Below are 15,032 nucleotides of genomic sequence, written 5' to 3'. Positions count from 1 at the left end.
ACGCGGGCCTCATACGGCTGTCGAATGAGCAGAATTCTTCGGGAGCCCATATAGTGATCGACAGGCTAGGCGGCTTTTTCGGCTCGCGCGACGCGGAGGAGGATTTCGACGACGAACACGTCGAGGAATCCGACGCCGATATCGAGCCGCCGCCTTCGCCGGTGGGCCAGGACGAGCGCCGCATGCAGGTGCGCGCCTACAATCACTGGGCAAGCCAACTGGGCGACCTCAACTTCCCGCATATCGACGATCTCGAACCCGGCGCGCTCGAGGATTTCGGCCCCTATTCGCTGCTGCTCGACCTGTCCGACGACATCGAAGACCCCAGGGTCGGCTTCGTCGGCACGGAACTGGCCGCCGAATGCGGGCACGATGATTCGCTCGAGCGGCTCTCCCGCGTGCCCGGCCGCTCCGTCCTGAGCCGCATCACCGACCACTATATGCAGATCCTCGCCAATCAGGCACCGATCGGTTTCGAGGCGGAATTCGTCAACGAGCACGGCGCAACGGTACTCTACCGCGGCATCCTTCTGCCCTATTCGAGCGACAATGCGACGATCGATTTCATCTATGGCGTGATCAACTGGAAGCAGATGGCCGATCAGCAAACCGCCGACGCGCTGCTGCTGGAACTCGACCATGCGCTGGACATCCCTTCCGGCGACGAGGCCGAAGACGAAGCGGCGATCGAGACCGCCGAGACGCTCACCAATGGCGTACGTGGCCAGTATGGCGAAGACGTGCTCGAACTCGGGAACGAGAACATGATGGACAATCACGCACCCGACATGCTGCCGGAGCCTGCCTTCGGCACGGCGGATGAGGACGAAGACGAGAACGCATTTGCCGAACCGGCCGCGCGAACTGCGCTATCTCCGCGCGTCGATGCGCTCGGCAATCCGCTCGGCGGGCCTCATGCGGGCGGCGATAGCGGCGCACGGGACGAAGACGATTTCGACGGCGGCCTGAAGACTGCCGCCGATTACGGCCTGCCGGAATGGGACGAGGACGAAGAAACCGACGAGGATGTCGACGATGTCGTCGACCCGCTCGCCGATGACAGCGCTACGAGCGGCCTCGTCGCACTCGTCAATCGCGGCGACCGCACCAAGAAGAGCGTGGATCTATCGGCCGCGCAGGGGGTACCGGCCATGCCGCAAGCCCACGAAGCCGGCGATGACCCGCTACCCGCAAGGATGCCGCAGGCCTATGAGGTCCCCGCGGAAGCCCCTGTCGAACCGGATGCGCAGAGCGCCGCGGACGATACCGAGTTCGCCATCGTCGCCGAAGACGATGCGCCCGCCGCAGTCGAAGACGGCACGCCGGAAACCGAGCCGCCGGTCGAGGCGTTCGCTGCCGATGCAGTGGATTCTGCCGACATCGGCGCCTCGCCCGAGGGCCTCTACGATTGCCTTGCCGCCGCGCGCCAGATGGCGCAGGCCGCGCAGAGCACCGAGGATCGCAGCCGCAAAGCGCTCTACGCCGCGGTCGGACGGGCCTACGATTTCAGTCTCGAAGCGCAGGACGCGCCCGAAGACTTCGACGAACTGGTGGCAGAACATGGCCTGACCGTTCAGGATCGCGCGCCGATGACGCCGGTGGTCAAGCTGGTTTTCGGCACCGATTACGACAAGACGCGGATCACCGAATATGCCGCGGTGCTGATGCACGCGCACCGCGTGGGCATCGAACGTGGCAGGCTGGCGGCCTTCCTGCGCGAGACCGAAGGCGGCCTGAAGGGCGTGGTCCAGGCCGAACGCAAGGCGCGCAAGGAGGAACAGGGCAAGCCGGTCGACACCAAGAAGGCCGTGCGCCCCGCCCTCGCAGAGAAGCTGCGTGCGCTCGAAACGCTTTCCTTGGCCGAGCTGGAAGAGGACGGCCCGGAATTCGCGCTCGTGATGGTTCGCCGCACGTCCGAGGGAGAACTGGAAGTCATCGGCGAAGTGCCCGAGAATATTCCCCTCGTCGAACGCGCGGCACGCAAGCTGCTCGGCTAAAACGACAAACCCGATAAATCGCTTGTCGCCTGCGTGCCGGATTGGCTAGCGCGGAGGCGATGCCGTTCCTGCCCACCGCGCCCGTCCGTATCCAGCCCTATTTCGGTTATCGGAACCGCGAGCGCCTGCGCATCACCGCACGCGCCTTGCGATCGCGCGTGGGCACGTTCGAGAAGCGAGGGAAATGGCGCGCGGCCAAGACCATGCTCGGCCAGTTCGCCAGCCATGAAGTCGCCGAATTCCCGGTCGAACTCGAGATTGCGCGGCCCGGGATCGCCAACCGCCGGCACCGGGGTCTGACCGACGAGGAAGGGTTCGTCCATTTCGATATCCGGCTCGATCCCGCCTGGGGCTATGACGAGCAACCGGCGTGGGAGACGGTCACCTTCCATTGGTCGGCGGGCGAGGGACAACAGTGCCTCGACGCACATGTGCTCGCGCCCGGAAGCGATACCGGCCTGGCGGTCATTTCCGATATCGACGACACGATCGTCGAGACGGGCATTACCGGGGACTTTCGCAAGGTCATGCGCAACTGGCGGCGCGTCCTGATGCAGATGCCCGAAGAACGCATCATCGTGCCGGGCGCGGACGTGTTCTACAATGCGTTGGGCGGCGGCGAGGTACTGGCCCTGGGCGAAGGCCATGCGGGCGAAAGCCAGCCGGCGACGCACCGGCCGTTCTTCTATGTCTCCTCCAGCCCGTGGAACCTGTTCAGTTACCTCGTCACCTATATCCGCGGGCGCGGCCTGCCTTTGGGCCCGATCTTTCTGCGCGACTGGGGCCTTAACCGAGCGACCTTCGGTTCAGAGAGCCATGGTGCGCACAAACGCGCGGCGATCGACGGCATTCTCGCCGCCTATCCGGAACTCAAATTCGCGCTGATCGGCGACGACAGCCAGGGCGATCTGACTGCCTTTGCCGATGTCGCGCTGGATAATCCGGGGCGTGTGCGCGCGATCTTCATCCGCAAGGTCGGCGAGCGGATGAGCCCGGAGGAGTTGACCGCAAAGGCGAAGCTCAAAGCTGCGAACGTGCCATTGTGGGTGGGAGACCGCTACGATACGGGTCACGAGTTTCTCGCCTCAATCGGCCTGCTGGCCGATGACGAGGCGAGAGCCATCGTCGAAACGGTCGAGCAAACCGATCCGAGACGGGCGGTGTGAGGCGGGCGATGAAAATTCTCGCAGGCCTCGTCGTCATCCTCCTGCTGGCGAGCGCAGCACTGCTGCTTGCCATTCGCAACAACGGCCCCGCCGTACTCGACGCCATAGACCGGCTGACCGGGGGCACTCGCGACGTGACGCTCGTGGCCAAGACGCCTTATGGCGCACACCCGGCGCAGAAGCTGCGCATCTACTCGCCTCGGAATGCGGACACAGCGCTTCCCGTCCTGCTCTTCGTCCATGGGGGCAGCTGGCGCTGGGGCGATCCAGACGATTATAACTTCATCGCCCGTTCGCTTGCGCCCGAAGGCTTTCTCGTCGTGCTCGCTGGCTACCGGCTCGGCGAGGATGGTCGCTATCCCGCCATGCTCGAAGACACCGCCGCAGCCATTGTCGAGACCGCGCGCCTGGCCCCTCGCTATGGCGGCGATCCCGCACGGATCGTCCTCGCCGGCCATTCGGCGGGTGCCTACAATGTCATGCAGGTCGCGCTCGAAGAACAGTGGTTGGCCTCCAGCGGCGTTGTCCCCAACGGGGTGATCGGCCTTGCCGGGCCTTACGACTTCTACCCCTTCGACAGCGAGTCGACCCGTGCCGGCTTCGGCTCGGTTGGCGCCGGGGCGGAAAGCCAGCCCGTCAACCACGCCCGATCCGATGCGCCGCCCATGCTGCTGATCCACGGCGAGCGGGACACGCTGGTCAAACCGCGCAATACCCGCGCCCTCGCCCGCACTCTGGCAAAGGAGGGCGCGCCGGTCGAGGCGCTCTATTACGAGAATCTCGACCACAACGCTCCGCTCGTGTCGCTGGCCAGCCCCTGGCGCGGTTCGCGCGACGTCCACGATGCAGTGGTCGCATTCGCGCGGCGCGTGACCGAGGTTTCAGTTCCGGTTCAGGCCGAAACGCCTTAGGCTGTCCGCCGATGCGCCTCATAGCCCGCCTGCTCGCTTTCCTTGCCGCCGCCATGCTCTCGGCGCAGCCGGTCGCCGCTCAGTCCATTCTGCGCGATGCCGAGACCGAAGCCTTCCTCGACGAAATCTCGGCTCCGCTGATCGAGGCGGCGGGGCTGGAGCCCGAAAATGTCGATATCGTCCTCGTCAACGATCGCTCGATCAATGCCTTCGTCGCGGGCGGGCAGATTGTCTATATCCATTCGGGCCTGATCGAAGCGGCCGATACCGCCGAGGAAGTCCAGGGCGTGATCGCTCACGAGCTGGGCCACATTACCGGCGGACACATATTGCGCTACGGCGAGGGCATCGCCTCTGCGACGAGGATCTCGTTGCTCTCGATGCTCGCCGGGATCGGTGCCGCGCTGGCCGGTGCGGGCGAAGCGGCCATGGGCGTCATGGCGCTGGGCCAGCAGGCCGCGATCGGACAGTTCCTGGCCTTCAGCCGCACGCAGGAATCCTCCGCCGATTTCGCAGGTGCCGAATACCTTTCGAAGGCGGGCATTTCCGGCCGGGGCTCGCTGACCTTTTTCGGCAAGCTGCTCAATCGCGAATATCGCTATGGCTACAGCCAGAGCGACGAGGCGGGCTATTATCGCACGCACCCGCTTTCGGGCGACCGTATCTCCGCGCTGCGCGAAGTCTATGAGAAGGACCCGGCCTGGGATGCGCCCCCCAATGCGCGCAACCAGGCCAATTTCGAACGCGTCAAAGCCAAGCTGACCGGCTATATCGCCAAGCCGTCGGCTACGCTGCGCGACTACCCCGAGACCGACCAGACGGTGCCCGCGCTCTATGCCCGCGCCTATGCCTATCACCAGAATGCACGGGTGGATCGCGCGCTCGAAGCGGCCGACGCGCTGATCGCGAAGGATCCCCAGGATCCCTATTTCCTCGAGCTCAAGGGGCAGGTGCTGCTCGAATCGGGGCGCCCGGGCGAAGCGCTCGACCCGCTGCGCCGCGCGACTGCGCTGACCAATGCCGAACCGCTCATTGCCAGCATGTTCGGCCATGCGCTGGTCGCGACCGAAGACCCGGCGAATTACGAAGAGGCCGAGCGCGTGCTGCGCGCCGCCGTGGGCCGCGACCGGCGCAATCCCTTTGCCTGGTACCAGCTTGGCGTCGTCTACGCCGCGCGTGGCGATACCGCCCGCGCGCGCCTGGCCACCGCCGAACAACAGGTGATGAGCGGGCAATATGCGTTGGCCTTGCGCAGTGCGCAGGCGGCCGAGGGCGGGCTGGATCGTGGCACGCCCGACTGGATTCGTGCGCAGGACATCGGCATGCAGGCGCGTGCGCTGCTCGAGCGGCAGTGCGAAATGGAACGCGGGCGCAATTGCGCACCGGGCTGACACACGGAATAAAACGATAATGAAAAACTATCTGATGACCGCGCTGATCGCGCTGGTGTTCGGCTTTGCCGGGGCCGGCCTGTGGTCCGTTTCGGGGCTCGGCAATGGCCAGACGCGCGACTATCTGCTCGCCAATCCGCAAATCCTGCCCGAGATCGCCGAGGCCTATCAACGCGGCGAGGCGCGCGATCGGCTGGCGCAGGTTTCGGACGAGGTGACCCAACCCTTCGCGGGCGCGGTGCTCGGCAATCCGGAAGGGTCGAAGGTGCTGGTCAAGTTCACCGATTACGGCTGCACCTATTGCCGCCAGTCGGTCGAGGGAATCGACGAACTGATCGCGGGCGATCCCGAGCTCAAGGTGGTCGTGCGCGAATGGCCGATTTTCGAAGGCAGCGAGCAAGCCGCACGCATGGCGCTAGCAGCGGCTAAACAGGGCAAGTATCCCGCCTTCTACCACGCTATGTTCGAGCAGGGTACGCCGAGCGAGGCAGGAATCGAACGCGCAGCGCGGATTGCCGGGCTCGACATGAGCGCCGCGCAGGCCTTTGCACGATCGGACGAGGCGACTGCGGAGCTGGCCAAGACCATGGCCTTTGCCCGCACGCTGCAATTCACCGGCACGCCGAGCTGGATCGCGGGCGGTGAGGTGATCGAGGGGTTGGTACCCGCCGAAAGGCTTGCCGAAGCGCTCGACGCCGATACCTAGGCGCCTATTCCTCTTCCATTGCCTTGGCATACATCGAGGCCAGCGGCTTGGCCATGACGCGGCGCACCATCGGTTCGAAGAATTCGAGCGGCTCGCTGTCGTAATCGGGGTCGAAGGCCGCCTGATCGTACTTCTCGCAAAATTCTCGGCACGCCTCGAAATGCGGGTGGTCGGCGAACTTGTCGCGCGCATTCTGGTCCATGCCGAGGAAATGGAAATAGTAATAGCCCTGGAAGGCGCCGTGGTTCTGGCAGATCCAGTGGATCTCCTCGGTGACGAAAGGCTTGATGATCGAGGCGGCGACTTCGGGATGATTGTAGCTGCCGAGCGTGTCGCCGATGTCATGGAGCAAGGCCATCACGACATATTGCTCGTCGCGCCCGTCGCGATGCGCGCGCGTCGCGGTCTGCAGCGAGTGTTCGAGCCGGTCGACCGGGAAACCGCCGAAATCGCCGTCGAGCAGTCTGAGATGATCGAGCACGCGATCGGGCAGGCCCTTGGCAAAAGTGCGATATTCCTCGCCGATGATCGCCCAATCTTCGGCAGTCCCTTCCTTCATCTCGCGAAACTTGGCGCGTTCGGCGACCGCATGTTCGATATTTTCCTGCACGCCCATCGCGTCTCTCCCTCGCTTCGGCTGTCGGTTGCACTCTAGCGACTGGCGCAGTTCGTCGCAATTGCGCTAGGGGATGCAGCACATGGCCGTGTTGCCCATCCAACCCACGCCGTTCTTCGCCAACAAGAACCAGGCGTTCTGGAACCTCCAGCTGGCCGGCTGGGGCGGGGCGATGATGCTGCGCGCGATGTCGGCACTGGCGAACGGCCAGCCGCCCGACCGCCTCGTCATCATCCTCATAGCGACGATCACCGGCTTTTCGATCAGCCTGATCCTGGCGGTAATCTACGGCCGGCTGATCAGGCAGAGACCGCTCGTGACATGGGGGGCGACGGCATCGGTCCTTGCCGTGGCGACCGGGGTCTACGCCTTCATCGACAGCTGGGTGCTCGATGTCGCCGGCGCGACTTCGGGCACTGCCAGCTTCGCCAATCTGTTCGTTGGCATCTATTTCATCGATCTGACGCTGCTCGGCGCCTGGTCGGCGCTGTATTACGCGATCAACTTCTTCCTCCAGGTGGAAGAGCAGGCCGACCGGCTCGAACGGCTTGAGGCACAGGCGACCAGTGCCCAGCTGGCCATGCTGCGCTACCAGCTCAATCCGCATTTCCTGTTCAATACGCTCAATTCGATCAGCACGCTGGTGCTCTTGAAGCAGAGCGAGACCGCCAATGCCATGCTCACCCGGCTCTCGAGCTTCCTGCGCCACACGCTGGTAACGCAGCCCGGCGGCAAGGTGACGGTTGCGCAGGAAGTCGAGACCTTGCAGCTCTATCTCGGTATCGAGCAGATGCGCTTCGAGGATCGGTTGCGGTCGAGTTTCCGGGTTGAGCCCGACGCCGCCAAGGCGAAGCTGCCCGCTATGCTGCTTCAGCCGTTGGTCGAGAATGCGATCAAATACGGCGTCAGCCCGCTGGAAGAAGGCGCGGAAATCGCGATCGTAGCACAGGTCGTCGGCCCCCGACTGCGCGTGACCGTGTCCGATACCGGTCCGGGTATGACGACCGACGATATCGAGGACGGCCTTCCCGCGGTCCGCCCCACCAATGCCCGGCGCGATTCGACCGGCGTCGGGCTTGCCAATATCCGCGACCGGCTGGCGCAGGCCTATGGCGAGGAACATCGCTTCGAGATCCGCTCGCCCGAAAGCGGCGGTTTTTCCGTATTGATCGAACTGCCCTATGAAACCGAGGAGGCCGAAGCGTTAAGCGCAGCGCAAGCCGCGCCGGCGCAGGCCTCCCTACCCCAGAAACCCGCGGCTCCCCCGGCCGTTATACCCTCACACACACCCCCGAAAGCACACCAGGCAACATGACTATCCGGACCATCCTCGTCGACGACGAGAAGCTCGCCATCCAGGGCCTCCAGCTGCGCCTCGAACCGTTCGAGGACGTCGAGATCATCGAGACCTGCCAGAACGGGCGCGAAGCGATCCGCGCGATCAAGACGCAAAAGCCCGACCTCGTCTTCCTCGACATCCAGATGCCCGGTTTCGACGGCTTCAGCGTGGTGCAGGGCGTGATGGAAATCGACCCGCCGCTGTTCGTCTTCGTCACCGCCTTCCAGGAGCATGCGATCCGCGCCTTCGAGGCGAATGCGGTCAACTACCTGATGAAGCCGGTCGATGAGGACAAGCTCGCCGATACGATCGAACGTGTGCGCCAACGCCTCGCGGAGAAGAAATCGACCGAAGAGGCCGAAAAGCTCAAGAGCGTGCTGTCCGAAGTCGCTCCGGAAGCGGCCGAAAACCTCGCCGCCGAGGACGCCGAGGCCACCAGCCGCTACGAAAAGCTCATCAATGTCAAGGATCGCGGCCAGATCTTCCGTGTCGAGACCGATACGATCGAGCATATCGAGGCCGCCGGCGACTACATGTGCATTTATACCGGCGACAATTCGCTGATCCTGCGCGAGACGATGAAGGATCTCGAACGCCGCCTCGACCCGCGCAAGTTCCAGCGCGTGCATCGCTCGACCATCGTCAACCTCGACCAGGTGCGGCAGGTCAAACCGCACACCAATGGCGAGTGCTTCCTCGTGCTCGACAGCGGCGCGGAGGTGAAGGTCAGCCGCAGTTACCGCGACGTCGTGGCGCGCTTCGTTCACTGAGTTTTCGTTTCCGCACCCGCTGCGGGCGGCCAGTCGGCCTAGCCTCGCCTGCGGCTCGGAACTGGAGATAACCGATGGGGTTCGCGCTGGAAGGCTTCGATCTTGACCAATTCGTTCGCGACACGCTTGCTGAGGACCTCGGCGAGGGGCTGCCAGGCGGTGGGCGTGACGTCACCAGCGATAGCGTCATTCCCGCCGATGCGCGGTTCTCGGGCGTGATGGACACGCGCGATGCGATCCATGTGGCGGGGCTGCCAGTGGCGGAGGCGTTCTTCCGCGCGCTCGATCCCGACATGGAGATCGACATCCTCGTCGCGGAAGGCGCGAGCGTCCCGGCGCGCACCGACCTCATGCGGATGAAAGGCAATGCACGCGCCATGCTGACCGCGGAGCGCAGCGCGCTCAACACCGTCCAGCACCTCTCGGGCATCGCCACCATGGTCGCCGAATATGTCCGCGCAATGGACAGTCCGGACTGCACATTGCTCGATACGCGCAAGACCATTCCCGGCCTGCGCATCCTCGAGAAATACGCCGTGCGCATGGGCGGGGGATCGAACCACCGCATGGGGTTGTGGGACGCCGCGATGATCAAGGATAATCACGTCCTGGTCGCCGGATCTGTGGGCGAAGCGGTGCGCCGCGCGGTCGAGGCGGGCGTGCAGGATATCATTTGCGAGGTCGACCGCATCGATCAGATCGAGTCCGCGCTGGAAGCAGGCGCCACGCGGCTGCTGCTCGACAACATGGCCCCCGACACCTTGCGCGAGGCGGTCGCGCTGGTTGCCGGACGCGTGCCCACCGAGGCGAGCGGCGGAATCAATCTCGACACCATCAAGGCAAAGGCCGCAACCGGCGTCGATTACGTGTCGGTCGGTCGCCTCACCCAGAGCGCGCCCGCTTCCGATATCGGTCTCGACTTTACGCCCCTGTAATTTGCAGGCATTCCCCGCTCGATCAGAGGGAGGAATTGCAATGCGTCCGGTTTCCATCATTTGGTTCGAGCGCCTGTTTCTGCTCAGCATCGCGCTGGCACTGGTCAGCAGCGTGGTTCAGTACGACGCGCTTCTCGCGCAGATACAGACCGACCCGGCCTTTGCGCGGATGGGCTGGGGTGGCGGCTTTCTGATCGGCGTATTGGCGCTGAGCGCGCTGATCCCCTTGCTGCTGTGGTACTTCATCGCCCGCCGCGCGAGCAATCTGGCCAAGTGGCTTCTCGTGGCGCTGATCGTCGTCGGGCTGTTCTTCGTGAACTTCGATTTCGCGACCATGTGGGCACCCGGCAATCTGGCGAGCATTCTGGTCACCCTGATGCAGATCGCCGCAGTGGCCCTGCTGTTTCGGCCCGACGCGCGCGCCTGGCTCGGCAGCGGCGGCGACAGGCATGTGGCGCCTTAGGTATATCACGACGCTCGTACTGGCGGGCACGCTTTGCCACGCAGGCCCGCTGGCAGCGCAGCACTATCAGTGCAGCCCGCCGCGGGCGGTTCAGGTCCCGCAGGTTCGGCCCGATGCGCCGCCACGCCGGCTGCCGGTAACGGGCTATACGCTTGCGATGAGCTGGAGCCCGGAATTCTGCAAGCCGCGCAAGGGCCAGCGCCGTCATGCACGCCAATGCGGCGGTCGAGGAGGCATGTTCGGCCTGGTGGTCCATGGATTGTGGCCCGCCAGCGGGCGCAGCTGGCCGCAATGGTGCCCGAAATCGCGAGCGCCCCTGCCGCGCGAGGTCGCCGCGAATATGTGCATCTCTCCCTCGGCGGCGCTGATAGCGCGCCAGTGGGCCAAGCACGGCGCCTGCATGACGCGAAAACCCGCCACCTATCTCAAGGTCACACGGATCCTGTGGGAGGGCCTGCGCATCCCCGATCTCGATCGCATCAGCCGCGAGGACGGCCTCACCGCCGGCACGATCCGCACGCGCTTCGTCGATGCCAATCCCGGCTGGATGCGAGAGGCCGTAGGCGTTAAACTGAATGCACGCGGCTGGCTCGAAGAACTGCGCCTGTGCTACGACAAACGCTTCATGCCGACAGAGTGCAACCGGTCACTGTTCGGCGCGCAGGATGAGGCCGAGGCGAAAATCTGGCGGGGGCTTTGATCAGGACTGTCGGTGCTTGAAGGCGGGTTGAAAGCCGGCACTCGGCCCGATCGATCCGACTTCCCAATTCGGGCCCGGAAGCGGACTGTCCGACTTTTCTCGTCGTATCCTGAGAAGCGGTCTTTCGACTAACGAACCGGTAGCGGATATTCGGCGTCGCTGAATTTCCGGCCGAATACAGTCATACGGATCGGTTTTCGGCGGCTCGGATTTGATGTAAATGCTGCGCGGGATGGACCTAACGAGCGAAATAGAGAAATTCGTGGCCGATCAGCGCCTCGGCTTCTTGGCCACTGTTTGCTCGGATGGCACCCCGAACTTGTCACCTAAAGGTCTTACGTTCGTCTTGAATGAAAAGCAGATTGTGATCGGCGAAATTCGCTCTCCCAACACTGTCTCGAACTTGTTGCGTCAACCAGTTGCAGAATTAAATGTGGTTGATCACTTCTCTCGTAAGGGCTTCAGATTCAAAGGCGAATGTGTTGTGCTTTCTGAAAGCAGAGCGCACGACAAGTTGATCAGGTTTTTACGGTCCAAAGGTGCTCAGTCGGAAGTCAACTCGGTGATAGTGATGGATGTAAGGTCAGTTCGCCCGTTGGTTTCTCCTGCATATGATCAAGGCTTTTCTGAGCAGGATCTGCGAACGCAATGGAAGAAGCATTACGTTCAAATGGACGCGGACAGCCTCGCTAAATAGCGAAATGGGCGACGTCGTTTTGTTCGACATTTATGCCAATTAGCCGTCATTCCGCTTCCCACCCGCTATCAGACATAGCTCTTGTCCGCCGGCAGTGGTTGGCCGCCAGGTCGGTTTCGAGCATTTGCAGGCAATCTCCAACGTCTGGAATGGGGCAAAAGATGGACCCAATGGGCATGTCCGCATTCAGGGTTGCAAGCGGACATGCGGCTCACCGCCGCTCTCTGAAAAACTCCCGTAGCAAATCCGCCGCCTTCGCCTCGCCCATGCCCGCATAGACTTCCGGGCGGTGAAGGCATTGCGGCTGGTCGAAAACCCGTGCGCCGTGTTCGACCGCGCCGCCCTTGGGATCGCTGGCGGCGTAATAGAGCTTGCCGATTCGCGCGTGGACGATGGCGCCGGCGCACATCGCGCAGGGTTCGAGCGTGACCCACAGCTCGCATTCTGTGAGGCGTTCCTCGCCCAGCGCTTCGGAGGCGCGGCGAATCGCCAGGATTTCGGCGTGGGCGGTCGGATCGCATGTCTCGCGCGGGGCATTGTGCGCCTCGGCGATTACCTCGCCACCGCAGGTCACGACCGCCCCAACCGGCACTTCACCCCCAGCCGCCGACTCCTCCGCCAGCTCTAGCGCGCGTGTCATCGGTTGCGGGAGGGTCCAGAACGACATACCAGCGCCTCGCTAGCCCGCGGCATGCGGGGGCGCAACGTGCTTGACGATTCGCACCCTCGCCGCTATGCGCGCCGCTTTCCGGGACAAGAACGGACCCACGCTGCTCCAGCGCAGCACGGGGAAGCTCGCCCGCCCATTCGAACGAGAGACGTATCATGTCGCGCATTTGCGAACTCACCGGCAAGGGCCGCCAGGTCGGTCACAATGTGAGCCACGCCAACAACAAGACCAAGCGGGTCTTCCTGCCGAACCTGCAGAACGTCACGCTGATGAGCGAGAAGCTCGATCGCAGCTTCAAGTTCCGCGTGTCGACCCAGGGCCTGCGTTCGGTCGAGCACAATGGCGGTCTCGACAACTGGCTGCTCAAGACCAGCGACGACAAACTGTCGGCCAATGCGCTCAAGGTGAAACGCGAGCTGAAGAAGGCGGACGCCGCTTCGGCGTGAGGTGAACAGGCGCCCCGGCGCCGCAACCGACGCACCGGTTCGAAGGGCGCGCGAGGTTACTCGCGCGCCTTTTCGCGTTGGTCCCAGCGCAGCTTGAGCAGCAAGGTACGCTGGATCGACATGAAATTGTCGTCCGAGATAAGCCACACATGCGTTCCGTCGGCATCGCGGGTCAGCGCGATACCCTCGTAATTGTCCTGCGGGATGGCAGGGCCGAATTCGGTCAACAGCGCGGCAGCAATCGTCCCGTCGGCCGCATGCCGGTCGACATCGACTTCGGCGATCGCGCTTTGGAAGACGGGGGGTATACCCCAGCTCACGCGCCGCAGCAGGACCAGCGCCTTGCCGCCCTCGACCGGCGTCGCATCGACCGGACGGTAGCCTGCGGGTATCGCGATGCGCAACTCCTCCGGCGCGCGTTCCTCGATCGGGTCGCCGGCAAATAACAGTGCGCGATGCCCGGGCTCGCGCCAGCGCTGAGGACGCTCTTCGATCACCAGGAAGCGCCCATCGGCCAGCCGGGCAAGCGATTCGGCCCCCGAATTGGCGCCCCAATAGCGCATTGCGGCAGGGCGGACCTCCTCATCCGGCTTCAGATCCGCGTCGAAGCGCACGATCGACTCGCGAAATTCGAAGCCTCCCCAGACGGTGCCGCTCACCGGATCGATCGCCAGCGATTCGAGATCGCGCCCCAGCTTGTAGCTGGTCTCGTTCTCGCCAAGCCGGCTGAGCTCGCCAGGCGCAGAGCTGCGGTCGGGCCGCTCGAACACCAGCTTGCGCCCGGTATCGCTACCCGCGAGGAACCGCATGCCGTCCAGCGCGACGAGCGCCGAAAGCCCGCCAAACTGCACCCGGTCGCCGGTCAGTTCCCACGCCGCGACGAGGGCGAAGGGGCCTGATCGCTGGAAATCCTGGTCCAGGGGTTCGATCGCCACCGCTCGATGGAAGTTTCGCGGCAATTCGGGATCGCGCAGCCATGTCCCCGGTGCGAGCGCGCTGGCAAGCATAAGGGCGAGGAGGAGACGCTTGGGGCGCATGGACGGATCGCTCTCTTGGCGGCGTCGGCGGACGCGTCAAGCGCTCAGCGCATGGGCCCGGTGAAGAGCAGCGGATCGAGCCGGGCGTTACGCCACTTGAGGCTCCAGTGGAGATGCGGGCCGGTGGCACGGCCGGAGGAGCCGATATCGCCGATATGCTGGCCCTGACGCACCCGCTCCCCCTCGCGCACATAGAGCTGCGAGGAATGCAGGAAAGCGCTGTTCAGGCCCTGCCCGTGGTCGATAATCAGCAGCTTGCCCTCGAGGCTGAAATCCTGCGCGGCCAGCACTACCACCCCATCGGCCGGGGCGACGTAGGGCACCCCGTGTCCGGGTGCGATATCGATGCCCGAATGATAGCTGCCGGGTTCACCGCGATAGATGCGTTGCGAGCCGAATCGGCCCGAGATGCGACCGGTTGCCGGCCAGATGAAATCTTGCCGCCAGCCTCCGGCGCCTGTCTCTTTCAACCGCGCATTCCAGATCGCGTCGAGCTCGGGCTGGCGACGACGCATGAAGGCCGCGCTCGAGCTGCCCGGCCTGCGCGCGACATTGACATGTTCGATCTCCCAGTCGCGCGGAGCGACGGTCAGCGGGCTTTCGATGGTTCGCCCGTCCGCCAGCCGTGCGGTGAGCGTCACCGCGCGCGGCGAATCGCGATCGAAGGCAGCGAAGAACCGGCCGTCTGCGTCGAAGGAGAGTTTCTCGTCGCCCAGCATCGCTTCGCTCGTGCCGCCTGGCACGACGCCGCGAATCCAGCCGCCCTGTTCGAGCTCTCCCGCAAAGGTGAAGACTGCCGAGCGCGATGGAGCCGGCGTGGGTGTTTGTGTCGGCGTCGACGGCGGGGCCGGCGCGGCGCGCGCCGGCTGCACGACCTGCGCGGCGGGCGGCGGTGGCGGAGCTTGGGGCTCTGCTGCCGGGACACAGGCCGTGGCGAAGATGAAGAGCGGCGCGACCCCGGCGGGCTTCACGGCGCCAGTCGCTCGGTGGCCAGCTTGGCGCTGGCATAGGCCTCCTGGTGCTCGACCGACCAGTAGCGCAGTTCCTCAAGTGGAATGGGCACCCCGCTCATCGCACAGAACACGTGGTTGCCCGCGCGCAAAACGCGAAAACCCGAAGGGCCATATTGCAGCTTGGCCTCGCCATTGGACGGGGCGGAATTCTTCTTCATCAGCATAGCGCCATCCC

General features: G+C 64.4%; 17 protein-coding genes. 12 read left to right on the top strand and 5 right to left on the bottom strand.

From position 1 onward, the window contains the following. Positions 1–53: 53 nt before the first annotated feature. From ACQY4G_RS05545 to ACQY4G_RS05525, 5 genes are read left to right on the top strand one after another with little or no spacing between them, the layout of a single operon-like run. Entirely contained in the window at positions 54–1,997 is a 1,944-nt protein-coding gene (locus ACQY4G_RS05545; RefSeq protein WP_421989329.1) for a PAS domain-containing protein, read from the top strand. Positions 1,998–2,056: 59 nt separating this feature from the next. After that, a complete protein-coding gene (locus tag ACQY4G_RS05540; RefSeq protein WP_421989327.1) occupies positions 2,057–3,163 on the top strand; it encodes a phosphatase domain-containing protein in 1,107 nt (368 codons plus the stop codon). 8 nt (positions 3,164–3,171) lie between these two features. Beyond that, on the top strand, positions 3,172–4,074 hold the full coding sequence (locus tag ACQY4G_RS05535) for an alpha/beta hydrolase (RefSeq protein WP_421989325.1): 903 nt from the start codon (positions 3,172–3,174) through the stop codon (positions 4,072–4,074). Positions 4,075–4,085: 11 nt separating this feature from the next. Beyond that, entirely contained in the window at positions 4,086–5,465 is a 1,380-nt protein-coding gene (locus tag ACQY4G_RS05530; protein WP_421989323.1) for a M48 family metalloprotease, read from the top strand. A gap of 19 nt (positions 5,466–5,484) precedes the next feature. Then, positions 5,485–6,171, top strand: a complete 687-nt coding sequence (locus tag ACQY4G_RS05525; RefSeq protein ID WP_421989321.1) for a DsbA family protein — start codon at positions 5,485–5,487, stop codon at positions 6,169–6,171. 4 nt (positions 6,172–6,175) lie between these two features. Here the strand turns inward: ACQY4G_RS05525 and ACQY4G_RS05520 are convergent, their stop codons facing one another. Beyond that, positions 6,176–6,787: an HD domain-containing protein gene (locus tag ACQY4G_RS05520; protein WP_421989319.1), complete on the bottom strand. Its 612-nt coding sequence runs from the start codon at positions 6,785–6,787 to the stop codon at positions 6,176–6,178. An 82-nt stretch (positions 6,788–6,869) separates the two neighbouring features. Between ACQY4G_RS05520 and ACQY4G_RS05515 the strand changes: the two genes are divergently transcribed. The 6 genes from ACQY4G_RS05515 to ACQY4G_RS05490 all read left to right on the top strand — a co-directional run bounded on the left by ACQY4G_RS05515 (position 6,870) and on the right by ACQY4G_RS05490 (position 11,691). Further along, entirely contained in the window at positions 6,870–8,102 is a 1,233-nt protein-coding gene (locus ACQY4G_RS05515; RefSeq protein WP_291168478.1) for a sensor histidine kinase, read from the top strand. Continuing rightward, positions 8,099–8,896 carry a LytR/AlgR family response regulator transcription factor gene (locus ACQY4G_RS05510; protein ID WP_067692277.1) on the top strand — a complete coding sequence of 266 codons (798 nt, stop codon included), beginning with the start codon at positions 8,099–8,101 and terminating at the stop codon, positions 8,894–8,896. Before ACQY4G_RS05515 ends, ACQY4G_RS05510 begins: the two co-directional genes overlap by 4 nt. Before the next feature lie 74 nt (positions 8,897–8,970). Then, positions 8,971–9,831 carry a carboxylating nicotinate-nucleotide diphosphorylase gene (nadC, locus tag ACQY4G_RS05505; protein WP_421989317.1) on the top strand — a complete coding sequence of 287 codons (861 nt, stop codon included), beginning with the start codon at positions 8,971–8,973 and terminating at the stop codon, positions 9,829–9,831. A 40-nt stretch (positions 9,832–9,871) separates the two neighbouring features. Then, on the top strand, positions 9,872–10,294 hold the full coding sequence (locus ACQY4G_RS05500) for a hypothetical protein (protein ID WP_421989315.1): 423 nt from the start codon (positions 9,872–9,874) through the stop codon (positions 10,292–10,294). After that, positions 10,281–10,994, top strand: a complete 714-nt coding sequence (locus ACQY4G_RS05495; RefSeq protein ID WP_421989313.1) for a ribonuclease T — start codon at positions 10,281–10,283, stop codon at positions 10,992–10,994. The genes ACQY4G_RS05500 and ACQY4G_RS05495 overlap by 14 nt, the downstream gene beginning before the upstream one ends. Positions 10,995–11,256: 262 nt before the next feature. After that, positions 11,257–11,691, top strand: a complete 435-nt coding sequence (locus tag ACQY4G_RS05490) for a pyridoxamine 5'-phosphate oxidase family protein (protein ID WP_421989311.1) — start codon at positions 11,257–11,259, stop codon at positions 11,689–11,691. Between the two features lie 211 nt (positions 11,692–11,902). Here ACQY4G_RS05490 and ACQY4G_RS05485 read toward each other — a convergent pair whose 3' ends face one another. Further along, entirely contained in the window at positions 11,903–12,358 is a 456-nt protein-coding gene (locus tag ACQY4G_RS05485; RefSeq protein ID WP_421989309.1) for a nucleoside deaminase, read from the bottom strand. A 158-nt stretch (positions 12,359–12,516) separates the two neighbouring features. On the opposite strand from ACQY4G_RS05485, the gene rpmB reads away from it, so the two are divergent. Next, on the top strand, positions 12,517–12,807 hold the full coding sequence (gene rpmB, locus ACQY4G_RS05480) for a 50S ribosomal protein L28 (protein WP_421989308.1): 291 nt from the start codon (positions 12,517–12,519) through the stop codon (positions 12,805–12,807). Positions 12,808–12,863: 56 nt separating this feature from the next. Here rpmB and ACQY4G_RS05475 read toward each other — a convergent pair whose 3' ends face one another. From ACQY4G_RS05475 to ACQY4G_RS05465, 3 genes are read right to left on the bottom strand one after another with little or no spacing between them, the layout of a single operon-like run. Continuing rightward, on the bottom strand, positions 12,864–13,844 hold the full coding sequence (locus ACQY4G_RS05475) for an esterase-like activity of phytase family protein (protein ID WP_421989306.1): 981 nt from the start codon (positions 13,842–13,844) through the stop codon (positions 12,864–12,866). A 44-nt stretch (positions 13,845–13,888) separates the two neighbouring features. Further along, on the bottom strand, positions 13,889–14,815 hold the full coding sequence (locus ACQY4G_RS05470; RefSeq protein WP_421989304.1) for a M23 family metallopeptidase: 927 nt from the start codon (positions 14,813–14,815) through the stop codon (positions 13,889–13,891). Continuing rightward, the gene (locus tag ACQY4G_RS05465; RefSeq protein WP_421989302.1) at positions 14,812–15,021 is read right to left on the bottom strand and encodes a DUF2093 domain-containing protein; all 210 of its coding nucleotides are present in this window, start codon (positions 15,019–15,021) and stop codon (positions 14,812–14,814) included. The genes ACQY4G_RS05470 and ACQY4G_RS05465 overlap by 4 nt, the downstream gene beginning before the upstream one ends. Between the last annotated feature and the right edge of the window lie 11 nt (positions 15,022–15,032).

Origin of the sequence: Qipengyuania sp. (assembly GCF_965277845.1) — a bacterium.
Taxonomy (GTDB): domain Bacteria; phylum Pseudomonadota; class Alphaproteobacteria; order Sphingomonadales; family Sphingomonadaceae; genus Qipengyuania.
Note: the sequence above shows the minus strand (reverse complement) of the source record. Positions and strands in the feature narration are given on the sequence as shown.